A 21738-nucleotide genomic window follows, 5' to 3' on the forward strand; every position below is an offset into this window, starting at 1 on the left:
ACCCGGAGTGAATCGCAACATCTCCACAGGGTGACGACAGTTCCCCCATAGGTCATCATCGGCTGGCCCGGCCGCGCCCTGCCCTGCGCCGGTGCCGAGGGGCAACCAGGTGGAAGGGGAACACCTCCGATGACGCGCAACTGGCGCCGCACGCCCGGACGTCGGGCCGGCGCGGCGCTGCTCGCCACCGTGGTCGCCACCACCGGCATCGTCTACGCCGGGCTCCGGCTGAGCGGCGACACCACTCACGGCGACAGCGACAGCCGCCACGACCGGCGTACGAAGACCGTCACCGAAGCCACCGCCCTGACCCGGGCAGCACGCACCGGGAAGAGCGTCGAGGTGACGGCCGCACGCACCGCGCGCTCCAGCACCTGGGCCCGTCCCGACGGCCTCATGACGAAGCGGCTGTACTCCTCGCCGGTCCGCGCCAAGGTGGGCGGTGAGTGGAAGAAGATCGACCCGAGTCTGCACCGGACCGAGGCCGGCTGGGAGCCGGCGGCCACCAACACCCGGATGGTGTTCTCGGCCGGTTCCGGCGGGCGCGACGGACAGCGTGCCTCCCGCTCGGTCGTACGGCGTGTGTCCCTGCTGAAGCGGGCTGCCGCGGACGGCACCGAGACTCCCCTGGTCACGCTGTACGTTGGCGCCGCCGGCGAGTACCCGATACAGCTCACCTGGCCGGGGCCCGTCCCGGCCCCGATCATCGACGGCAGCCGCGCGCTGTACCCGGAGATCTTCCCGGGCGGTGACCTCGTGCTCACCGCCGACGACGACGGATTCGGGCAGCTCGTCGTCCTGAAAAACCGTCAGGCGGCCGCTGATCCGCACGTTCAGCAGCTGGTGTACGGCCTCCACTCCACCCGCCTCACCTTCCGCCTCGACCCCGTGTCGGGAATCGTCAGCGCCGAGAACGCCGACGACGCGGAGGTCGCGATGTCGCCCACCCCGCTGATGTGGGACAGCAGCGGGCAGCCGGCCGTGACCGACGGCACCGTGGGCGCCACCGCCCAGCCGACCGCGCCCGAGAGCCCGAACCCCCCGGACTCCGCCGACCCCGCGCCCAGCGACATTGCGAGCCCCACGGAAGACACCGTCGAGTCGGACGAGCAGAGCGACACCGACATCGAGGTGTTGCCGTCGGCGACCGACGGCGCCGCACCGACACCGGCGGAGTCCCCGTTGCCGACCGCACCGGCCGAGCCGACTCCGGCCCCCGCGCAGACCGGCTCGGCCGCCACGCTGAGCCTGCCCTCGCTCGACGGCCCCTCCCCAGACTCGCGCGGTGAACTCGTCGAGGCCGACCTGGCCACAGGGAAGTGGATGCTCACCCCCGACCAGGACTTCCTCAACGACCCGGCCACCACCTACCCGGTCTTCATCGACCCCTCGGTCAAGAAGCACACCCAGAATTGGACCACCGCCTACAACCGGCACCCCAACGCCACGTTCTACAACGGCAAGGGATTCAACAAGGGCGGCACGCACGAGGCCCGCGTCGGCTTCGAGTCGGACACCTGGGGCACCTCGCGGTCATACTTCAACATCCTCTTCGACAAGGACCTGAAGGGCACGAAGATCACCAGTGCCAAGCTGCACGTGCTGGAGACCTACTCCTGGTCCTGCCAGGCCCGCTCGATGAGCGTCCACCTCACCAGCGAGATCAACGGGCACACCAACTGGAAGAACGCGCCCAAGCTGCACGACGGCAACAAACTGGCCACCAAGAGCTTCGCCCACGGCTACAAGTCCGGCTGCCGCGACGCTTACGAGACCTTCGACGTGCGAAAGGGCGCCCAGAAAGCCGCCGACAAGGGCGAGGACATGATCACCTTCGGTCTGCGGGCGCGGGACGAGAACGCCCAGTACGCGTGGAAGAAGTTCCAGGCCAACGGCGACCACGCGCCCGCGCTCGAACTCGTCTACAACCGCAAGCCGTCGATCGTCTCCAACTCCCTCGACCTGGGCCCGGACGGCAAGTGCACCACCACGAAGCCGTACGTCCGCATGGGCTCCGGTGATCTGACCTTCACCGCCAAGGCCGCCGACAAGGACAAGAACCTCGACTACTTCGACTTCGACCTGTGGCAGACCGGCCAGTGGGACACCACCGGCGACCTGCTGAAGTCCATCGGCAAGGTGTCCGCCGGCGGTGACACCGACACTGCGCTGCGGACCACCGGAAAGTTCCCCACCAGCACGCTCAAGAGCGGCGCCACGTACTCCTGGCGGGTACGGGCGATCGACGACGCCGGCACGACCTCCGGCTGGTACCCGAGGACACCCTGCCGGTTCGTCCTCGACACCACCGCGCCCCGCCCGCCCAAGGTCAGCTCCACCGACTTCCCCAACGCGGACGGCAGCGAGAACGGCTTCGGCAGCGGTGCCGAGGACGCCAACTGGTCCACCAAGAAGTTCGGCACTCCCGGTACCTTCACCGTGCGCGCCCTGAACACCGACGTCGTGCGCTACGAGTACGGCTTCAACTCACCCACCTACACCGGCAGCGTCGGCCGCACCAACGGCACGGCCACCAGCGTCAGCGCCACGATTTCCAACGCCAAGCCGCCGACCGCCGGGCCCAACGTGCTCTACGTCCGGGCCGTGGACAGCGCCGGCAACGTATCCGAGCCGACCAAGTACTTCTTCTACGTCACCCCGCGCGACCAGGCCGACAAAGCGGGCGACTTCACCGGCGACCAGTTGCCCGACATGATGGTGGTCACCGAGTTCGGCAACCTCGGCCTGTACCCCTCCCAGGCCACCACCGATCTGGCCAAGGGCACGGGCGACCTGGACTACTCGATGGCGGGCGCCTACCGGGCCAACCCCGACAAGGATCCCAACGGGGACGACCTGCCTCCCTACGTCGCCGCGCCGAGTGGACACTTCAAGGGCGCCCTGATCACCCACAACGGCGACATCTACGGCGGCGACGGCCTCCAGGACCTGGTCGTCCGGGTCGAGGGCAGGCTCTGGGTGTATCCCGGCGACGGCTACGGGGCTGTCAACATCGACCGCCGTCAGGAGATCCTGCTGCCGACAGGTGCGCCCAGCCCCTCCGCCCTCACCCAGATCGTGGCCGCGGGCGACATCACGGGCGACGGCCGTACCGATTTCCTCGCCACGGTCGGCGACGCGTTGTGGGCCTTCACCGGCTACCACGGGGCGACCGTCGACCAAGCGATCAGCCTGTCCTCCTCGGCCTGGACCGAGCGCGATCTGGTGACCGTCCAGGACGTCAGTGGTGACGGAGCCGCCGACATCGTCTTCCGTTCCGACGTGTCCGGGCGACTGCTGCTGCGCAAGGGTATCGCCGCGAGCGGCGGCGGAACCGTTCTGAACTCCCTGGCGTCCGCCGCGAACTCCGCGGGCGGGCTGGACACCGAGTACGGGGCTTCCGGCTGGCACAGCGACAGCATCCCGTTGCTGATGGGCACGCCCGACGCCAATGGCGACTCCGTCCCCGACATTTGGACCGTGCGGTCCGACGGATCCGTGCGCTTCTACGCGGGGAGCAAGACCGCCTTGTCGGGGTCCGGTACGGAGATCGTTGCCAAGGCGAGCTACTGGGCGAAGCGCATCGCGATCGGGTGAGTGGAAGGGCCCTCGGCCGAGGACTGTCGGACGTGTGGCCCAGCGGGCCGAGCCGGCGCGGAATGTCGTGAGGGACCCGGTTCGGCCAGGGATGAGGGCCAGGTCGGGCGAGACGTGGCGGCCGACGCCTCGGCCCAATGAGTGACCTCGCGGGTCGGTCCGCCCGGCGCGCGGCGCCCCCGCACCTAATCTGATCGCATGTCAGATGACGAGTCGTACGAACTGCTCGGTTTCGACAACGTCCTCCTGCCCGTCGGGAACCTCGCCGAGGCCGTCGGGTTCTACGAGCGCGCCGGGTTCGCGGTGGGGTTCCGGTTCGACGAGGGCGGGATCGCGTTGCTCAAGGTGGGGGGTGAGACGCCCGGCATTCTGCTGAGGCAGGAGGAGGAGTTCGGGCATCGGCCGCCCCCCTGGCCCTCTCCGCGCGTATGGCTGGAGGTGCCGGACGCGCGCCGCGCCGCCGGGGAGTTGGCCGCCGCCGGCATCGTCCCGCTGGACGAGCCCTTCTCCGTGGCCACCGGCTGGACGGTCGAGGTCGCCGACCCCTGGGGCAACGTCATCGGGTTCACGGACTACTCCAAGCGGCCGGAGCTCGGGCGATCGTAAGGGCGAGTTCGATCATTCCGTGCCCGAAGAGGGATACCGGCAGCTCCTGGCCCTGGACCACCTGCGACAGCGCTCCCCGCGCCACTCGTTAGGCTCTTTTCCGTGCCTGCGAACTCCGTGCCCACGAACGACGACGACCCCGACGACGACCCCGACGACGGCGCCACCCCCAGCAAGTCCGAGCAGACCCGCGCCCTGATCCTGGAGACGGCGATGCGGCTGTTCCAGGAGCGGGGCTACGACAAGACGACCATGCGGGCCATCGCCAAGGAGGCCGGGGTCTCCGTCGGCAACGCGTACTACTACTTCGCGGGCAAGGAGCACCTGATCCAGGGCTTCTACGACCGGATCGCCGCCGAGCACCAGGTGGCGGTCCGGGACGTGCTGGCCCGGGAGAGCGACCTGGAGGCGCGGCTGGCGGGCGTCCTGAAAGTGTGGCTGGACATCGCGGCGCCGTACCACGAGTTCGCGGTGCAGTTCTTCAAGAACGCCGCCGATCCCGACAGCCCGCTCAGCCCCTTCTCCTCCGAGTCGGAGCACGCGCGCGTGGAGGCCATCAGCGTCCACCGGGAGGTGCTGGCCGGCGCGACGAGGACCAAGGTGCCGGAGGAACTGCGGGACATCCTGCCCGAGTTGATGTGGCTCGCCCAGATGGGGCTCGTGCTGTACTGGATCTTCGATCGGACCGAGGGGCGTGAGCGCACCTACCGGCTCGCCGAGCGGGGCGCCCGGCTGACCGCGCGGGGCGTGTCGCTGGCGCGGTTCCGGGTGCTGCGGCCGCTCGTGCGGGAGGTGCACGAGCTGTTCACGGACTTTCTGCCGGGGATGACGAAGGCGATGCCGGATCCGGCGGCGCGCACTTCGACTCCTTGAGGCCGGAACCCTGCGCCGGTCACCCGAGGGGCGGACCGACGCAAGGTTGTCCGACCGACGGCTCAGTTCACCGCGTCCACCTCGTCCTCGGCGACATCCGCGAGCTCGACGTCGTAGACCAACGGCCCGTCCCCGACCAGCACCTGGCGGGCGCGGGAGGCGTACGGCGTCGCCGTCGTCGCCAGCAGGTACGTTCCCGGCGCGGGGACCGAGACGATGTACGAGCCGTCGGCCAGCGACACGACCCGGTCCAGTCGGCGTCCGCCCTTCGACAGCAGGGCCACGGCCGCGCCCTCCACCGGTTCGCCGTCGGCCGTACGGACGAAGCCGTGGATGGCGGAGGCGGGGCCCTGCGGAGCAGGCGGTTCCGCCGCCACCGCCTCCTCCTTCGGCTCCACCGCCAGATGCGGCAGCCGCTTCTCCAGCCAGGCCGGCAGCCACCAGTTGGAGTTGCCGAGCAGGTGCATCGCGGCCGGCACCAGTGCCGTACGCAGGATGAACGCGTCCAACGCGACCGCGGCGGCGAGCCCCACGCCCGCCATGGCCGCGCCGTAGTCGCCGCTCAGGACGAAGGCGAGGAAGACGCAGACCATGATCAGGGCCGCGGAGTTGATGACGCGGCTGGTCTCCGACAGCCCCACCCGCACCGCTCGGGCGTTGTCCTTCGTGTGCACCCACTCCTCGTGCATCCGGCTGACCAGGAACACCTGGTAGTCCATGGAGAGGCCGAAGAGCAGGGACAGCATGATGATCGGCAGGAAGGCGGCGATCGGGCCCTCCTGGCCGAGGCCGAGCAGGTTCAGGCCCCAGCCCCACTGGAAGATCGCGACGAGGACGCCGAAGGAGGCCGCGGCGGCGATCAGGTTCATCACGGCGGCCGTCAGCGGTACGACGACCGAGCGGAAGGCGATCAGCAGCAGGACGAAGCCGAGGCCGATGATCGTCGCGATGAAGAGCGGCAGACGGTCGGCCGTCACGGACGCGAAGTCCTTCGAGACCGCGGTCACGCCACCCACGTGCGCCTCCACGCCCGCGTCCGGGATGACGTCGTCGCGCAGGGCGTCGATCAGCCGGTCCGTCTCCTCGGCCTGCGGTGAGGTGGTCGGGACCACCTGGATCACCGTGACGCCGTTCGCCGGGGGTGCCGCGGCGGCCTGCGCCACGCCCTCCGTCTGCCGTATCGAGGTGACCAGGCCGTCCGCGCCGTCTCCGTTCACCACCACCTGGAGCGGGCCGTTGAAGCCGGGGCCGAAGCCCTCGGCGAGCAGGTCGTACGCCTTCCTGGTCGTCGTCGACTCCTCGTTGTTGCCCTGGTCGACGGTGCCGAGGCGCAGGGACAGCAGCGGGAGCGCCAGGACGGCCATCAGGACGACGGCCAGGGCGGCGACCGAGCGCGGACGGCGTTCGACCGAGGCCGACCAGCGAGCGGCGAGGCCGCTCGCGCGCTCCGGCTCCGGGCCCTGAGCGGCCAGCCGACGGCGCTGGCGGCGGCTGAGCACGCGGTGGCCGAGCAGGCCGAGGAGCGCGGGCAGCAGGGTGACGGCGGCGAGCACGCTCAGCACGACCGTGAGGGAGGTGCCGATGACCACACCGTCCAGGAAGCGCAGGTTCGTCACCAGCATCCCGGCGAGCGCGATGCACACCGTGCCGCCCGCGAACAGCACGGCCCGGCCCGAGGTGTTGAGGGCGGTGACCGCGGACTCCTCCGGGTCCATGCCGCGCAGGATGCCGCGGCGGTGGCGGGTGACGATGAACAGGGCGTAGTCGATGCCCACGCCGAGGCCGATCAATGTCGAAAGCAGGGAGGCGAGTTCGGGCACGTTCGTGACATGGCTGAGCAACTGCGTGGAGAACATGCCGGTGCCCACGCCGAACAGCGCCACCAGGATCGGCAGCAGCATCGCGAACAGCGAGCCGAAGGCCAGGAACAGCACGACGGCCGCCGCGAGGATGCCGACCAGCTCGGCGGTGCCGGTGGGCGGCTCCTCGACGCGGGTGATGGCCTGGCCGCCGAGCTCGACCTGAAGGCCGTCGCCTGCGGCGTCCTGCGCGGTGTCGACGACGTCCTGGACCAGGTCCTTGGGTACGGCATCCGCCTGCTCGGCGAAGGTGACCTGGGCGTACGCGATCCGCCCGTCCTCACTGATCTGGGCCCCGCCCCGGGCGCCGTACGGGCTCGCGACCTCGCCGACCCCCTTCATCCCGCCGATCTCCCGCAGCGCGGGCTCGATCCGGGACCGTACGGAGGCGTCCCGCACCGATCCCTCCTCGACCTTCCACACCACCGTGTCGGTGTCGCCGGCACGCTCCGGGAAAGCCTTCTTCATCTGGTCGTACGCGCTCTTGGAGTCCGTGTCGGGCAGGGAGAAGACGTCCGCGTAGTTCGTGCCCGCGGTCGAACTCGCCGCGCCCAGGCCGAACAGCGCCCCCACCCACAGCAACAGGACCACCAGCCGGTGCCGATAGCACCACCGCGCCAATGTCGCCACGCTCAAACCCCTTCATCGTCGGGTCGGTCGGTCCCCCAGGTCCTGGGCAACAGAATTGGGGCGGCACGCGCGGGTGGACATGCGACGCGCATGACTCTCAAGGAACTCCAAAGCGCGAACCGGCCCCACTGTCAGTGGTCGTGCCGATACTGGGGACCATGACGACGGCTCCAGGCACCGTGCTGGTCGTGGAGGACGAGGAGAGCATCGCGGACGTGCTCGCCATAGCCCTGCGCTACCACCGGTTCGAGGTGATGACGGCGGGCACCGTCCGCGAGGCGCTCGCGCTGGCCGAGCGCACGCGGCCCGACGCGGCGCTGCTCGACGTCATGCTCCCGGACGGGGACGGCCGGGCGCTCGGACGGGAACTGCGCGCGAGGCGCCCCGACCTGGCGCTCGTCTTCCTCACCGCGCGCGACTCGCCCGCCGAGATCGTCGGCGCCCTGGGCTTCGGCGACGACTACATCACCAAGCCGTTCAACATAGACGAGGTCGTCGCGCGGATCACGGCGGTGCTGCGCCGCACCCGCCCGGCCGACGTCCTCCCACAGCGCCCACCACTGCGCTACGGCGATCTGGAACTGGACGACACCACGTACTCGGTGCACCGCGCGGGCCGCTCCGTCGAGCTCACCCCCACCGAGTACGCCCTGCTGCGCTTCCTGGTGCGCAACGGCGGCCGGATCGTGTCCAAGGAGCAACTCCTGCGCCATGTCTGGCAGTACGAGCACACCCCGCCCGAGTCGACCGTCGTCGAGACCTACATCAGCTATCTGCGGCGCAAGCTCGACACGCTGGGACCGCCGGTGATCACCACCCGTCGGGGTGTGGGATACGGGCTGGCATGAGGGTTCCCTGGCTGCCCTGGACACTGGGCTCCGAGCGCGGCATCCACTCGCTGCGCGGCAAGCTCACGCTGGCGAACGTGGTGCTGCTCGCCCTCGGCATCGTCGCGGCGACCGTCGTGAGCGTGATGGGCATGCGGTACTACCTGCTGGACCAGATCGACACGGAGCTCACCAAGACCCGTGACTCGCTGAGCGGTTCGCAGCTGACCCTGCGGCAGATCGACTCGCTGAGCGTGCTGGGCTTCGTGCGCGACCGGCTGGCGCCGGAGGCTGCGGAGGAACAGCCGCGGCCCGACACGATCTTCGCCGCGGTCGACGGCGGGGGCCGGCCCGTCGGCATCCTCGGCTTCCAGCCGACCGACTCCCAGCGCGGCCTGGCGGACGCCGTCGACGACCCCCGCACTCTCATCGAGGATCCCGAGCCGCACGACGTCACCGTGCGGGGCGCCGACTACCGGGTGACCGGCACCCGGCTCGCCGACGGCACACAGATCCTGCTCGCCACCTCGTCCGAGGGTCTTCACACGGGCGTCGCCAAGGCCGTCAAGTTCGACCTCGCCATAGGCACCCTGCTGCTCGCGCTGCTGGCCTGCCTGACGATGTTCAGCGTCCGGCGCCGGATGCGGCCCCTGGAGGACATGGTGGAGACCTCGTCGGCGATCGCCGAGGGCGATCTGACGCGGCGCGTCCCCTCCAGCCGGGAGGCCACCCTGGAGGTCGAGCAACTGCGCCTCGCCCTGAACTCCATGCTCCACCAGGTGGAGTCGGCGTACCGCACGCGCGAGCGCAGCGCGACCCAGCTGCGCCGCTTCGTCGCCGACGCCTCGCACGAGCTGCGCACGCCGCTGTCCGCGATACGCGGCTATCTCCAGCTCTACGACAAGGGGATGCTGTCCGATCCGGACGAGCGCAAGCGGGCCTGGGGGCGGGTGCTGGCGGAGACGGACCGTATGGGTCGGCTCGTCGACGAGCTGCTCACCCTGGCCCGCCTCGACCAGCAGCCCGAACTGCGGTTCCGCAACGTCGACATCAGCCGCCTGGTGCGGGACGCGGCCGAGGACCTGCGGGTGCAGCAGCCCGACCGGCCCATCACCGTGGACGCCGACGGCTCCCTGCTGGTGCACGCCGACGAGTCCGGGCTGCGGCAGGTCCTCGGCAACCTGATGGGCAACGTGCGCACGCACACACCGGCCGACGCTCCGGTGCGGCTCGGCCTGGAGCGCGCGGACGGTGTCGTACGGCTGTGTGTCGCGGACAAGGGGCCGGGCCTCGGCCCGGAGGACGCGGCCCGGCTCTTCGACCGGTTCTTCCGGGCCGGCGGGGGTGCGGGCAGCGGGCTCGGCATGGCGATCGTGCAGGGGGTGGTGCGGGCGCACGGCGGCGAGGTGACGGTGCGGACGGCGCCGGGCGAGGGGCTGGCGGTGACGGTCACGCTGCCGGGGCGGGCGGCCGTACGGTCGTAACGAACGTCCGGTGTCAGATCCAGGTGAGGCGCCAGAGCCGGAAGACTCCGGTGCCGTCCGACAGGTACTGGCCGCCGCCGACGGCCTCGCTGCTGACCACGTACTCCTTGGCCTGCCACAACGGGATGACCGGCACATCGACGGCGACGGCCTGCTGCAACTCGCGGAAGTCGTCGGCGGCCTCGCCGCGCTCGGGGTACTGCTGGCTGGCCCGGCTCAGCTGATCGACGGTCTTGCTGCTGTAGCCGGTGTTCATGGTGCTGTCGGTGCCGACGAGCGGCGCGCCGAAGGTGTCCGGGTCCGGGTAGTCGGCCACCCAGCCGACCGCGTACGCGTCCAGCTTTCCGGACGCCCACCGCTTCTGGAAGTCGGTCCATTCGTAGGCCTTGACGGTGACCTTGAACAGGCCGTCCGCCTCCAGTTGCCGCTTGAGTTCCGCGGCCTCCGGGGCGGCGGCGCCACGGCCCTTGGCGTAGCCGTAGGTGAAGCGGACCGGCAGGGTCACGCCGGCCTTGGTGAGCAACTCCCGGGCCTTCTTGGCGTCCTGCTTGGGGTAGAGGTCGAAGAACGACGTGGTGTGGCCGGTGATGCCGGTCGGGATCAGCGAGTACAGGGGATCGACCGTGCCGTCGTAGACGGTGGCGGCCAGCCGGTCGCGGTCGAACAGCCAGGCCATGGCCTGCCGGACCCGGGTGTCGTGCAGCGGCGAGCCGGCGCGGGTGTTGAGGTACAGGTTGCGGGTCTCGGAGCTGTCGGCCTCGGACACGCGCTGGTTCGGGTCGCTGGCGTTCAGTCCGGCGAGGACCTCGGGCGGCAGCTGGCGGGTGGCGACGTCGACCCGCCTCGCCTTCCAGGCGCTGTCGAGCTGGTTCGCGTCGGCGTAGTAGCGCAGCTCGACGGGCTGTCCGGTGTCGTTGACGGCGCCCTTGTAGTGCGCGTTGGGGACGAGGGAGGCCTTCTTGTCCTTGGTGTACGCGGTCAGTTCGTACGGTCCGGTGCCGTCGACGCCGGTGTCGGTGCGCAGGCCGTTCGCCGGGTACTTGGTGCGGTCCACGATCGATCCGGCGCCGGTGGCCACCTTGAAGGGGAAGGTGGCGTCGGGCGAGGAGAGGTGGAAGGTGACGGTCAGGCCGCTGGCGTCGACCGAGCGGAGGGTGGTCAGCAGGGACGCGGGGCCGACCTCGGAGTTGATCTTCTTGACGCGGTCGAAGGAGTACTTCACGTCCTCGGCGGTCATCTCGCGCCCGCTCGGGAAGGCGAGGCCCTTGCGCAGTTCGCAGCGGTAGGTTTCCAGGTCGCTGCCGGCGAAGGCACAGCTCTCGGCCGCGTCGGGCACGGGGGTGGCGCTGCCCGACTCGAAGGTCAGCAGTGACTGGAAGACGTTGCTGAACAGCGCCCAGGAGCCGGCGTCGTAGGCACCGGCCGGGTCGAGCGACGTGACCGCGTCCGTCGTACCGACGGTGATCGTCTTGCCGTTGTCGTTCCCCGACGGCAACAGCTGCCAGGCTCCGACGCCCACGGCCGCCAGCACGAGCAGTGTCGCGAGAATCCGCGTGCGGACCGACCGCATCGGTTTGCCCTCCCCAGGCTCCTTTTGAGCCATAGCGCATATGCCACGCCCTAGTGGCGCGGATCACCTAAACACAGGTGTTTCGCCGGGGGGAAGGGAGTTTTGTTCGACTTGGGAAAGACCTTACGCAAGCGGGTTTCGACCGGGTTTCACAGTGCTCTCGCAGGGTCGGGTTCCGCGCTCACGCCTGCCTCGACGCCAGTTCGATCACCGTGATGTCCGACTCCGCGCCGACCCGGGTCGGCGGGCCCCAGGCGCCCGCGCCGCGGGTGACGTACAGCTGCGTGTCGCCGTAGCGCTCCAGGCCCGCCAGGGTCGGGTTCTCGGCCCCCGCGATGAAGTGGCCGGGCCACAGCTGGCCGCCGTGGGTGTGGCCGGAGAGCTGGAGGTCGACACCGTGGTCGACGGCGTCGTGGATCTGCACCGGCTGGTGGGCGAGGAGCACGCACGCGCGTGCCCGGTCCCGGTCGCCGAGTGCCTTGGTGTAGTCGGGGCCCTGTCCCTCGTCCTCGCCCGTCACGTCGTTGACGCCGGCGAGGTCGAAGTGCGCCATTTCGACGCGGGCGTTCTCCAGGGGGCGCATGCCCAGCCGCCGTACCTCCTCGACCCACTGTTCGGCGCCGGAGAAGTACTCGTGGTTTCCGGTGACGAAGTACGTGCCGTGGCGGGCCGTCAGCCGCGCCAGCGGGGCTGCCGCCGGACCCAGGTCCTTCACGCTGCCGTCGACCAGGTCGCCGACCACCGCGATGAGGTCGGGCTGGGTGGAGTTGATCGTGTCGACGACCTTCTGGGCGAAGCCACGGCCGAGGACCGGGCCCAGGTGGATGTCGCTGACCACCGCGATCCGGTAACCGTGCGCCGCGCGCGGGAGCTTGGCCAGCGGGACGGTGACCCGTTTGACCGTCGGGCCGTTCAGCACGCCGTACGTGCCGTAGCCGACGGTCCCGAGGGCAACGGCGGCCGCGGTACCGCCGACGACCCGGGAGACGAAGAGGCGGCGGGAGGGGAGGGCCGGGGGCGGTGGGGTGGCGGATGCGGGATCCGGCTCCGACGGCGGCTGCGCGGCCAGTCCGGATTCCGCGGCCGGACCGGGCTCCGATGCCGCTTCCGGCTCCGGGGCGGGTTCGGGGCCCTGCTCGACGGTGGGCGTGGCCGCCCCGGCTGCGACGGCTCCCGCCGGGACCGGCTCCGGCTGCTGTACGGCCGTCCCGGCCCGCGCCCGTCGTTCCAGGTACCGCCGCAGCAGCGGTCGTACGACCTCACCCGCCGCCAGCGCCAGCAGCAGGTAGATCGACATGGCCAGCCACAGGAAGCCCGGCCAGGCCAGCACCTGCTGGAGCCAGAAGGGCGCGCCGGCGCGCCCCGAGACGAGCGCCGTGATCGCCATCACCCAGCCGCCCGCCACCAGCACCGCGCCCGCACGACGCACGAGACCCGGGCCCCGGGTCGTGTCGCGGAACAGTCTTCGCCACACGTACCAGTTGCCCGCCACCAGTGCGCTCAGCACGGCCAGTGCGACGAGCGCGAAGACGACCACCATGCGGTCGTACCCCCTCTTTCGTGTTCTCGAGTTCTTGTGCCGTCCGGCGCAGTTGCTATGACGTGCGGCGCAGTGCGCGCAGACCGCGCAACCCGATGGCCCCGACAGCCGTCCCCAATACGAAGGAAACGACGGCGAGCAGCAGGTGCACCCAGAAGTACGCCGTCGGGTCACCCGCGTCGTCGAACGCGAGCCCGCTGCCGTCCTTGACGAGGTTCTTGACGAAAGTGATCCAGATGACCCAGCTCCACACCCCGAAAGCGAGCAGGAACCAGGAGACGGGGCGGCTGAGCTTCATACGTTCAGTATCACCGGAGCGTGTCCGGATCCGTGGCCGGGGTGAGGAGCCGGGCGGGACTTCACGCCCTGTGGAAGGTACGTTCCTGACCGTGTCCGCACCCAAGAAGACCGCCAGGCGAACCCTGCTGGTCACCTCCGCCGCCGTCCTGTCGTCCCTCGCGCTGACCGCGCCCGTCTCCTACGCGGCTCCCAAGCCCTCACCGAGTCCCTCGAAGAGCCCGTCGGCCACTCCCCCGGCGAACATGTCGGCCGTGGGCGGCGCACGCCTCGGCCAGGCCGGGACACAGGTCAACCTGGCGAGCGGGGTCCCGGTGCTGCCCAAGGACCTGACCGCGCGCTCGTGGATCGTCGCCGACGCCGAGTCCGGCGACGTGCTGGCCGCGCACAACGCGCACTGGCGGCTGCCCCCGGCGAGCACCCTGAAGATGCTGTTCGCGGACACCGTGCTGCCGAAGTTCGCCAAGACCGAGAAGCACAAGGTCGTCCCCACCGATCTGGCGGGCATCGGCTCCGGCTCCAGCATGGTCGGGATAAAGGAGGGCGAGACCTACACCGTCCACGACCTGTGGCTCGGCGTCTTCCTGCGCTCCGGCAACGACGCCGTGCACGTGCTGTCGCAGATGAACGACGGCGTCGACAACACCGTCGAGGAGATGAACGCGCACGCCGAGGAGCTCCAGGCCCTCGACACGCACGCGGTCAGCCCCGACGGCTACGACGCCCCCGGCCAGGTCTCCTCCGCGTACGACCTGACGCTGATCGCCCGTTCCGGGCTGCAGAAGAAGGACTTCCGGGAGTACTGCTCGACGGTCCGGGCGAAGTTCCCGGGCAGGACGGCGAAGAACAAGAAGGGCAAGACCACCCGCGAGTCCTTCGAGATCCAGAACACCAACCGGCTGCTGACCGGCGACTCCGGCATGCCCGTCTACCAGGGCATCGCGGGCGTCAAGAACGGCAACACCACCAACGCCGGCGCCACCTTCACCGGTGTCGCCGAGCGGAACGGCAAGGTGCTGCTCGTCACGGTCATGAACCCGGAGAAGGACGAGCACAACGAGGTCTACAAGGAGACCGCCCGGCTCTTCGACTGGGGCTTCAAGGCGGCCGGCAAGGTGGCGCCGGTGGGCGAGCTGGTGCCGCCGAAGAGCGCCGCGCAGCCGAGCGCCCAGCCGGGGGCGAACCCCTCCGGGGAGGCCGGGGGCGCGGAATCCGGCGGGAGCCGGGCCTCGTCCGGCGGCGCGTCGAAGCCGGTGGCGAGCGCCACGGCCGACGGCCGCTCCGGCGGCATGGGGATCGCGCTGGGGATCACCGGCGGGCTGCTGGTGCTGCTCGCGGGCGGCGCGTTCCTGGTCAACCGTCGCTGGCCGCTGCCGGATCTGGTACGTCGTCGTCCTCGTCCGTGAGTTCGTCCTCCTTGCTCTGCGTCGCCGTCCACGCGGCGCAGAACAGCACCAGTTTCGCGGTGAAGTTGATCCACAGCAGCAGGGCCACGGGCACGCCGAACGCGCCGTACATGCTCTTCGCGGCGACCCCCTGCAGATAGCCGCTGAGCAGCAGCTTCAGCAGCTCGAAGCCGATCGCGCCGGTCAGCGCGGCCACGACCAGGCGACGGCGGGCGGGCTCGACGCCCGGCAGCAGCGTCAGGACGTACAGCAGGAGCAGGAAGTCGGCGAGCACGGCGACGAGGAACGCGGCGATCTGCAACAGGACGCCGCCCCAGCCGCCCTCGTCGAGGCCGATCTGACGGGTGATCCAGCCGACCATCGCGGAGGCGACGGCGGACGCGGCGAGCGTGACGAGCACGGCGCCGCCGAGCCCGAGCAGGATCCCGGTGTCCTTGGCCTTGCGCAGGACCGGGTTCTCCTCCTCTTCGGGCAGCTCCCACACCGCGCGCAGGCACTCGCGCATGGAGCCGGCCCAGCCGATGCCGGTGAACAGCAGGACGGCGCCCGCGATGAGGCCGACGGTGCCGGCGTTCTGCACCAGGCCCTCGATGTTCAGCTGGTCGGAGATGCCGGGCACCTGCTCGGTGATCTTGTCCTCCAGCGTGTGCTGCTGCTCCGTGCTCAGCGTGGCGGCCGCGATGGCGGCGGCCACGGTGAGCAGCGGGAAGAGCGCCACGAAGCTGGTGAACGTCATCGCGGCGGCCAGTCGTGTCCACTTCACCCGGTCCAGGCGCTCGAACGACCGCCACGCGTGCGTGGCCAGCAGCCGGGCGACCAGGGGCCCGACGACGGGGAGCTTTTTCAGCCAGTCCATGATCCGACTCTGCCCTCCGTGCGGAAGACGAATGTCCGAGTGCCCCAAAACCGCAGGACAGTCGCCAATGCCATGCCGATTCCGGCTCCGGAGACGGTGTCCGCGCGCTGGGAGGTGAGGCCGAGGCCGTAGTGGCTGATGGCGAGACACAGGAGTTGTACGGCGGCCCCCGCGATGTTCACCGCGAAGAAGACGGCGTAGGGGCGCAGGCCCTTGGGGTGGGTGTGCCGGTAGGTGCCGAGCGCGTTGCCGGCGTAGGCCACCGAGCAGCCCGCGACGAAGGAGAGCGACTTGGCGGTGAGGGGGTCGAGGGCGGCGGGGCCGCGCAGGTAGGTGAAGAGGGCGAGGTCGGTGGCGTAGGCGAGGAGGCCTGCGGTGGCGAAGCCGAGGAGTTCACGGCGGGTCTCGGTTGCCCACGCGCGCGTGCGGTGCGGTGCGCGTCGGCTCGCCCACGCGCGCGTGCTCACCAATTGGCCACCGCCAGGCCGTACATCGCGAGCCACGCCAGGCCGATCAGGGCGAGCGCGCGGTCGCGCAGGACGACGTCCTCGGGTTCGCCGGCCGTGCCGCGGTCGGCGAAGACGGCGTACCTGAGGATCGCGAGGATGAAGGCGACCATGGACAGCTGCCGCCAGGGCAGCACGCTGGTGTGCGGCACGCCGCCCTCCTCAAGGGCCCACAGGCAGTAGGCGAGGACGGCGACACCGGCCGCGAGCTGCCATACGAAGCGCAGGTAGCCGGGGGTGTACTCGGTGAGCAACGCGCGCGTGGCGCCCGCTTTTCCGGCCATCTGGACCGCTTCGGAGTAGCGCTTGGCCGACACCATGAACAGCGCGCCGAACCCGGTCGTGATCAGGAACCAGCGCGAGAGGGGGATGCCGAGGGCGAGTCCGCCGATCATCGCCCGCATCAGGAACCCGGTCGTGACGATGACGAGGTCGACGACCAGGACGTGCTTGAGGCTGACGCAGTACGCCAGTTGCATGCCCAGGTACGCCGTCAGCAGCGCGGAGACGGCCGGGGAGACCAGCCAGGCCGCGGCGGTGGGCGCGAGGAGGCCGAGGGCGGCTCCGACGGCGTACGCGACGGGGACGGGGACCTGTCCGGCGGCGACGGGGCGGTGGCGCTTGGTGGGGTGGGCGCGATCCGCGTCGGCGTCGCGGGCGTCGTTGATCAGGTAGACGGCGGCGGCGCAGGCGGTGAATAGGACGAAGACCAGCGCGAGTTGGGTGAGCGCGTGCCGGGTGAAGAGCTGGCCGGCGGCGGCCGGGGCGGCGACGACCAGGATGTTCTTGACCCACTGTTTGGGGCGGGCGGTCCTGAGGAGGCCTGCCAAGAGGGTACGGAGCGCGCGGAGGGTGCCTCTTCGGGGTGGTGGGGTGTGCCGCGGGGGCGTGCGTTGCTCGTGGAGCGCCGCCTCCCGGGTGTGGGCGGTGCTGGTGAGGGGCGCTGTCTCAGTCATGGACGCCTCCGCTCATCCAGCGCGCCCCGATGCGCGCCGTGAGCGCCCCCAGGGCCGCGCCCGCCGCCACGTCCGAGGGGTAGTGGACGCCGACGATCAGGCGCGAGAGGCACATCGCGGCGGCGAGCGGCGGGATCACGCGCGCGCCGAGCGCCCCGTAGGCGACGGCGGCGGCCGCGGCGGAAGTCGCGTGCGAGCTCGGGAAGGAGTGCCGGCCGGCGGTGCGCACGAGGGGCACGACATGCGCCGGGCGCGGACGGCGCACCACCCTTTTCACGCCCATGCTGACGAGATGCGCGCTCGCGGTGAGCGCCGTGCCACGCAGCCAGGCGCCGCGTCTCGCACCGTCCACGGCGGCTCCCGTGAGCCCCGCCGCGAGCCACAGCGCACCGTGCTCGCCCGCCCAGGACAGGGCGCGCGCGGCGCTCGCGACGCGAGGGTCGCGGCCGTACGCCCGGAGCGCGGAAAGGATGCGGTGGTCCATGCCGTCGAGGGCATCGAGGTCGTAGGGGTCGGGGAAGTCGTCCATGTGGACTCACTGTTCACCGCGAAACCGCCCGAACTCCGGCAATATTGAGCGACATCCCATTAATCACCCATTTCGGGGAGGAGGTGGATGTCGCGGATGTTTCCAAACTAATCACTCCCTTACCGGCGATACGGTCACCGACATGCCTGCCGACATCGTCTCCGTCACCGGCTGGGGCCGCACCGCTCCCACCGCCGCCCGTCTGATCCGTCCACGGACGTACCAGGAGGCCGCGGCCGCCGTCCGGGAGTGCGGGGCCCGCGGAGGCATTCCGAGGGGCCTGGGGCGGGCCTACGGGGACGCGGCGCAGAACGCCGGTGGGTCCGTTCTCGACATGACGGGTCTTGATCGCGTGCACGCCATCGACGCCGACGGCGGGACCGTGCTGTGCGACGCGGGGGTCTCCCTGCACCGGCTGATGCAGGTGCTGCTGCCGCTCGGCTGGTTCGTGCCGGTGACGCCCGGCACCCGCTACGTCACCGTCGGCGGCGCGATCGGCGCGGACATCCACGGCAAGAACCACCATGTGTCGGGCTCCTTCTCCCGCCACGTCCTGTCACTGGAACTCCTCACCGCCGACGGGGAGATCCACACCGTCGGCCGTGACACGCCCCTGTTCGACGCGACCGCCGGCGGCATGGGCCTGACCGGCGTGATCCTCACCGCGACCGTCCGGCTCCAGCCGGTCGAGACCGCGCTGATGTCGGTCGACACCGAGCGCGCGCGGGACCTCGACGACCTGATGGCGCGCCTGACGGCCACGGACCACCGCCACCGCTACTCGGTCGCGTGGATCGACCTGCTGGCGCGCGGCGCGGCGATGGGCCGCGCGGTGCTGACCCGGGGCGACCACGCGCCCCTGGAGGCGCTGCCGAAGGGCACGCGCGCGCGTAGGGACCCGCTGGCCTTCCGTACCTCCCGCTTCCCGGCCGCCCCGGCGTCCCTCCCCGAGGGCCTGCTCAGCCGGACGACCGTGGGCCTGTTCAACGAGCTCTGGTACCGCAAGGCCCCACGCGCGCGTACCGGCGAGCTCCAGAAGCTCTCCACGTTCTTCCACCCCCTGGACGGGGTGCCCCACTGGAACCGGATCTACGGCCGCGGCGGCTTCGTGCAGTACCAGTTCGTCGTCAGCCACGGCCAGGAGGACGCCGTACGCCGGATCGTGCGCCGCATCTCGCGGCACCGCTGCCCGTCCTTCCTGGCCGTCCTCAAGCGCTTCGGGGACGCCGACCCGGGCTGGCTCTCCTTCCCGGTGCCCGGCTGGACGCTGGCCCTGGACATCCCTGCGAACCTGCCCGGCCTCGGCGCCTTCCTCGACGAGCTCGACGAGGAGGTCGCGACGGCCGGCGGCCGCGTCTACCTCGCCAAGGACTCCCGCCTGCGCCCCGACCTGCTGGCCGCGATGTACCCGCGCCTCGACGACTTCCGCGCGCTGCGCGCGGAGTTGGACCCGCGCGGGGTGTTCGTGTCCGACCTGGCCCGTCGCCTCAACCTTTAGGAGTTCCTGTCGTGAAGGACGCCTTCGGCATCCCCCAGTCCCTGCTCGTCCTCGGCGGCACGTCCGAGATCGCGATGGCCACCGCCCGCCGCCTGATCGCCCGCCGCACCCGCACGGTGTGGCTGGCCGGACGCCCGTCCCCCGCCCTGGAGACGGCCGCTTCGGAACTGCGCGCTCTCGGGGCCGACGTGCGCACCATCGCCTTCGACGCGCTCGACCCCGACTCCCACGAGACCACGCTCGGCAAGGTCTTCGCCGAGGGCGACGTCGACATGGTCCTGCTCGCCTTCGGGATCCTCGGCGACCAGGCCCACGACGAGCGCGACCCGGCGGCCGCGGTACGCGTCGCGCAGACCAACTACACGGGCGCGGTCTCGGCGGGGCTGGTCAGCGCACGCGCGCTGCAGACCCAGGGCCACGGCTCCCTGGTCGTCCTCTCCTCGGTCGCCGGCGAACGGGCCCGCCGCTCCAACTTCATCTACGGCTCCAGCAAGGCCGGCCTCGACGCCTTCGCCCAGGGCCTGGGCGACGCCCTGCACGGCACGGGCGCGCACGTCATGGTCGTACGCCCCGGGTTCGTACGGTCGAAGATGACGGCGGGGCTGGAGGAGGCACCGCTCGCGACGACGCCGGAGGCGGTGGCGACGGCGATCGAGCTGGGGCTCAGGCGGCGCTCGGAGACGGTGTGGGTGCCGGGTGCGCTGCGGGTGGTCATGGCGGCGCTGCGGCATGTGCCTCGGGGGGTGTTTCGGCGGCTGCCGCTGTAACCGGAGGTACAGCCGGTGTAGCCGTGGTTACAGCTGGCCGGTGGGCAGGGAGTCGCGCTCCACGTGTGCCGCCTGCGGCGGCACGACCGCCCCGCTGAAGGCGAAGTCGCGCATTTTGCGCCATACGCCGTCGGCGCCCTGTTCGTACAGCGCGAAGTCGGTGCACGGCCACTCGGCCTCGTAGTCGGCGAGTTCCTCGAAGGCACGGTCCATGGCCGCGTCGTCGATGCCGTGGGCCACCGTGACGTGCGGGTGGTACGGGAACTGCAGTTCGCGTGCCACGGGTCCGGAGGCGTCGCGGACCTGCTTCTGCAGCCAGGCGCAGGCTTCGGCGCCCTCGACGACCTGGACGAAGACCACGGGCGACAGGGGCCGGAACGTACCCGTGCCGGACAGGCGCATCGGGAAGGGACGCCCGGCGGCGGCGACCTCGGCGAGATGGGCCTCGATCGCGGGCAGCAGCGAGGCGTCGACCTCTGTCGGCGGCAGCAGCGTGACGTGCGTGGGGATGCCGTGAGCCGCGGCGTCGCCGAAGCCCGCGCGCAGCTGCTGGAGCTGGCTGCCGTGAGGCTCCGGGACCGCGATCGACACGCCGATCGTTACGGTCCCCACGTCGTCTCCTGTCGTCCTGGTGTCGCGTCTTGTGGATGCGTCCTGCTGGTGCTGTCCGTGCGTCCCGGCGGCCGCGCGTGGCGGCCGTCCGGCTATCGACTGTACGGCCACGGCTGTGCTCCGGGCAGGCGCAACCGTAGTGATGTGCAGCGCTGTGCGGTGGTACTGCCGTGTGCCGGATGTGTTCCGACCGTGTGCCAGGCGCGTTTCCGGCCGTGTGCCGCGGTGCGGGCTCAGTGCTTGGCGGGCAGGAAGCCCACCCTCTCGTACGCCTGGGAGAGCGTCTCCGCGGCGACGGCACGCGCCTTCTCCGCGCCCTTGGCCAGGATCGAGTCCAGCGTCTCCGGGTCGTCCAGGTACTGCCGGGTGCGCTCCCGGAACGGCGTCACGAACTCGACCATGATCTCGGCGAGGTCCGTCTTGAGCGCGCCGTAGCCCTTGCCCTCGTACTTCTGTTCCAGGTCCGCGATGCCCTCGCCGGTGAGGGTCGAGTAGATCGTGAGCAGGTTGCTGACGCCCGGCTTGTTCTCCGCGTCGTAGCGGATGACGGTGTCGGTGTCGGTGACCGCGCTCTTGACCTTCTTGGCCGTCGCCTTGGGCTCGTCGAGGAGGTTGATGAGGCCCTTCGGCGTGGACGCCGACTTGCTCATCTTGATCGACGGGTCCTGAAGGTCGTAGATCTTCGCCGTCTCCTTGAGGATGTACGGCTTCGGGACGGTGAAGGTCTGGCCGAAGCGGCCGTTGAAGCGCTCGGCGAGGTCGCGGGTGAGCTCGATGTGCTGGCGCTGGTCCTCGCCGACCGGGACCTCGTTGGCCTGGTAGAGCAGGATGTCCGCGACCTGGAGGATCGGGTACGTGAACAGGCCGACGGACGCCCGGTCCGCGCCCTGCTTGGCGGACTTGTCCTTGAACTGGGTCATGCGGGACGCCTCGCCGAAGCCGGTGAGGCAGTTCATGACCCAGGCGAGCTGGGCGTGCTCGGGGACGTGGCTCTGGACGAAGAGCGTGCAGCGCTCCGGGTCGAGACCGGCCGCGAGGAGCTGGGCGGCGGCCAGACGGGTGTTGGCGCGCAGGTCCGCGGGGTCCTGCGGGAGCGTGATCGCGTGCAGGTCGACGACCATGTAGAACGCGTCGTGGGACTCCTGCAGGGCCACCCACTGGCGCACGGCGCCGAGGTAGTTGCCGAGGTGGAACGAGCCTGCGGTGGGCTGGATTCCGGAGAGCACGCGAGGTCGATCAGAGGCCATGCCCACCATTCTCTCAGGTGTCGGGGGGCGCTCCGGAACTGGTCGGAAACAGGTGGGAACCGATTCGTCTTCTCCGGT

At 70.8% G+C, this 21738-nt stretch carries 18 protein-coding genes; 8 read left to right on the top strand and 10 right to left on the bottom strand.

Annotated elements, in window-relative coordinates; all coding sequences use genetic code 11:
• Positions 1-129: 129 nt before the first annotated feature.
• From ABT063_RS17080 to ABT063_RS17090, 3 genes are all read left to right on the top strand, one after another.
• A complete protein-coding gene (locus ABT063_RS17080; protein ID WP_351058142.1) occupies positions 130-3597 on the top strand; it encodes a DNRLRE domain-containing protein in 3468 nt (1155 codons plus the stop codon).
• Positions 3598-3795: 198 nt separating this feature from the next.
• A complete protein-coding gene (locus tag ABT063_RS17085; protein WP_351058143.1) occupies positions 3796-4203 on the top strand; it encodes a VOC family protein in 408 nt (135 codons plus the stop codon).
• Between the two features lie 117 nt (positions 4204-4320).
• Positions 4321-5076, top strand: coding sequence for a TetR/AcrR family transcriptional regulator (locus ABT063_RS17090; RefSeq protein ID WP_351058239.1), 756 nt, complete (start codon positions 4321-4323; stop codon positions 5074-5076).
• A gap of 62 nt (positions 5077-5138) precedes the next feature.
• On the opposite strand, the gene ABT063_RS17095 is transcribed toward ABT063_RS17090, so the two are convergent.
• Entirely contained in the window at positions 5139-7556 is a 2418-nt protein-coding gene (locus ABT063_RS17095) for an MMPL family transporter (protein ID WP_351058240.1), read from the bottom strand.
• 167 nt (positions 7557-7723) lie between these two features.
• Between ABT063_RS17095 and ABT063_RS17100 the strand changes: the two genes are divergently transcribed.
• Positions 7724-8413: a response regulator transcription factor gene (locus ABT063_RS17100; protein WP_351058144.1), complete on the top strand. Its 690-nt coding sequence runs from the start codon at positions 7724-7726 to the stop codon at positions 8411-8413.
• Positions 8410-9876, top strand: coding sequence for a sensor histidine kinase (locus ABT063_RS17105; RefSeq protein ID WP_351058145.1), 1467 nt, complete (start codon positions 8410-8412; stop codon positions 9874-9876). Before ABT063_RS17100 ends, ABT063_RS17105 begins: the two co-directional genes overlap by 4 nt.
• Before the next feature lie 13 nt (positions 9877-9889).
• Here ABT063_RS17105 and ABT063_RS17110 read toward each other — a convergent pair whose 3' ends face one another.
• From ABT063_RS17110 to ABT063_RS17120, 3 genes are all read right to left on the bottom strand, one after another.
• The gene (locus ABT063_RS17110; RefSeq protein WP_351058146.1) at positions 9890-11446 is read right to left on the bottom strand and encodes an ABC transporter substrate-binding protein; all 1557 of its coding nucleotides are present in this window, start codon (positions 11444-11446) and stop codon (positions 9890-9892) included.
• 181 nt (positions 11447-11627) lie between these two features.
• Positions 11628-12986, bottom strand: coding sequence for a metallophosphoesterase (locus ABT063_RS17115; RefSeq protein WP_351058147.1), 1359 nt, complete (start codon positions 12984-12986; stop codon positions 11628-11630).
• Between the two features lie 55 nt (positions 12987-13041).
• On the bottom strand, positions 13042-13284 hold the full coding sequence (locus ABT063_RS17120; RefSeq protein WP_351058148.1) for an SCO4848 family membrane protein: 243 nt from the start codon (positions 13282-13284) through the stop codon (positions 13042-13044).
• Positions 13285-13375: 91 nt separating this feature from the next.
• On the opposite strand from ABT063_RS17120, the gene ABT063_RS17125 reads away from it, so the two are divergent.
• Positions 13376-14689 carry a D-alanyl-D-alanine carboxypeptidase family protein gene (locus ABT063_RS17125; protein WP_351058149.1) on the top strand — a complete coding sequence of 438 codons (1314 nt, stop codon included), beginning with the start codon at positions 13376-13378 and terminating at the stop codon, positions 14687-14689.
• Here the strand turns inward: ABT063_RS17125 and ABT063_RS17130 are convergent.
• The 4 genes from ABT063_RS17130 to ABT063_RS17145 are packed head-to-tail and all read right to left on the bottom strand — an operon-like array spanning position 14637 to position 17536.
• On the bottom strand, positions 14637-15545 hold the full coding sequence (locus ABT063_RS17130; RefSeq protein ID WP_351058150.1) for a YihY/virulence factor BrkB family protein: 909 nt from the start codon (positions 15543-15545) through the stop codon (positions 14637-14639). The genes ABT063_RS17125 and ABT063_RS17130 overlap by 53 nt on opposite strands.
• Positions 15533-16012, bottom strand: coding sequence for a GtrA family protein (locus ABT063_RS17135; RefSeq protein WP_351058151.1), 480 nt, complete (start codon positions 16010-16012; stop codon positions 15533-15535). The genes ABT063_RS17130 and ABT063_RS17135 overlap by 13 nt, the downstream gene beginning before the upstream one ends.
• Positions 16009-17007, bottom strand: coding sequence for a decaprenyl-phosphate phosphoribosyltransferase (locus ABT063_RS17140; RefSeq protein ID WP_351058152.1), 999 nt, complete (start codon positions 17005-17007; stop codon positions 16009-16011). Before ABT063_RS17140 ends, ABT063_RS17135 begins: the two co-directional genes overlap by 4 nt.
• Positions 17000-17536, bottom strand: coding sequence for a phosphatase PAP2 family protein (locus ABT063_RS17145; RefSeq protein WP_351058153.1), 537 nt, complete (start codon positions 17534-17536; stop codon positions 17000-17002). The genes ABT063_RS17140 and ABT063_RS17145 overlap by 8 nt, the downstream gene beginning before the upstream one ends.
• A gap of 142 nt (positions 17537-17678) precedes the next feature.
• Between ABT063_RS17145 and dprE1 the strand changes: the two genes are divergently transcribed.
• A complete protein-coding gene (dprE1, locus tag ABT063_RS17150; protein ID WP_351058154.1) occupies positions 17679-19034 on the top strand; it encodes a decaprenylphosphoryl-beta-D-ribose oxidase in 1356 nt (451 codons plus the stop codon).
• An 11-nt stretch (positions 19035-19045) separates the two neighbouring features.
• Positions 19046-19801 (top strand): decaprenylphospho-beta-D-erythro-pentofuranosid-2-ulose 2-reductase, encoded by a 756-nt coding sequence (dprE2, locus tag ABT063_RS17155; protein WP_351058155.1) that lies wholly within the window; start codon positions 19046-19048, stop codon positions 19799-19801.
• A 27-nt stretch (positions 19802-19828) separates the two neighbouring features.
• On the opposite strand, the gene ABT063_RS17160 is transcribed toward dprE2, so the two are convergent.
• Both ABT063_RS17160 and trpS read right to left on the bottom strand, forming a co-directional pair.
• Positions 19829-20413, bottom strand: coding sequence for a 2'-5' RNA ligase family protein (locus ABT063_RS17160; RefSeq protein WP_351058156.1), 585 nt, complete (start codon positions 20411-20413; stop codon positions 19829-19831).
• A gap of 233 nt (positions 20414-20646) precedes the next feature.
• The gene (gene trpS, locus ABT063_RS17165; protein ID WP_351058157.1) at positions 20647-21660 is read right to left on the bottom strand and encodes a tryptophan--tRNA ligase; all 1014 of its coding nucleotides are present in this window, start codon (positions 21658-21660) and stop codon (positions 20647-20649) included.
• Positions 21661-21738 lie beyond the last annotated feature (78 nt).

Origin of the sequence: Streptomyces sp. NPDC002838 (assembly GCF_040295365.1) — a bacterium.
Taxonomy (GTDB): domain Bacteria; phylum Actinomycetota; class Actinomycetes; order Streptomycetales; family Streptomycetaceae; genus Streptomyces.

Bases quoted from the DNA above. Each gene is read 5' to 3' on its own strand.
- ABT063_RS17080 (WP_351058142.1), top strand. From the start codon at position 130: ATGACGCGCAACTGGCGCCGCACGCCCGGACGTCGGGCCGGCGCGGCG.
- ABT063_RS17085 (WP_351058143.1), top strand. From the start codon at position 3,796: ATGTCAGATGACGAGTCGTACGAACTGCTCGGTTTCGACAACGTCCTC.
- ABT063_RS17100 (WP_351058144.1), top strand. From the start codon at position 7,724: ATGACGACGGCTCCAGGCACCGTGCTGGTCGTGGAGGACGAGGAGAGC.
- ABT063_RS17105 (WP_351058145.1), top strand. From the start codon at position 8,410: ATGAGGGTTCCCTGGCTGCCCTGGACACTGGGCTCCGAGCGCGGCATC.
- ABT063_RS17110 (WP_351058146.1), bottom strand. From the start codon at position 11,446: ATGCGGTCGGTCCGCACGCGGATTCTCGCGACACTGCTCGTGCTGGCG.
- ABT063_RS17115 (WP_351058147.1), bottom strand. From the start codon at position 12,986: ATGGTGGTCGTCTTCGCGCTCGTCGCACTGGCCGTGCTGAGCGCACTG.
- ABT063_RS17120 (WP_351058148.1), bottom strand. From the start codon at position 13,284: ATGAAGCTCAGCCGCCCCGTCTCCTGGTTCCTGCTCGCTTTCGGGGTG.
- ABT063_RS17130 (WP_351058150.1), bottom strand. From the start codon at position 15,545: ATGGACTGGCTGAAAAAGCTCCCCGTCGTCGGGCCCCTGGTCGCCCGG.
- ABT063_RS17140 (WP_351058152.1), bottom strand. From the start codon at position 17,007: ATGACTGAGACAGCGCCCCTCACCAGCACCGCCCACACCCGGGAGGCG.
- ABT063_RS17145 (WP_351058153.1), bottom strand. From the start codon at position 17,536: ATGGACGACTTCCCCGACCCCTACGACCTCGATGCCCTCGACGGCATG.
- dprE1 (WP_351058154.1), top strand. From the start codon at position 17,679: ATGCCTGCCGACATCGTCTCCGTCACCGGCTGGGGCCGCACCGCTCCC.
- trpS (WP_351058157.1), bottom strand. From the start codon at position 21,660: ATGGCCTCTGATCGACCTCGCGTGCTCTCCGGAATCCAGCCCACCGCA.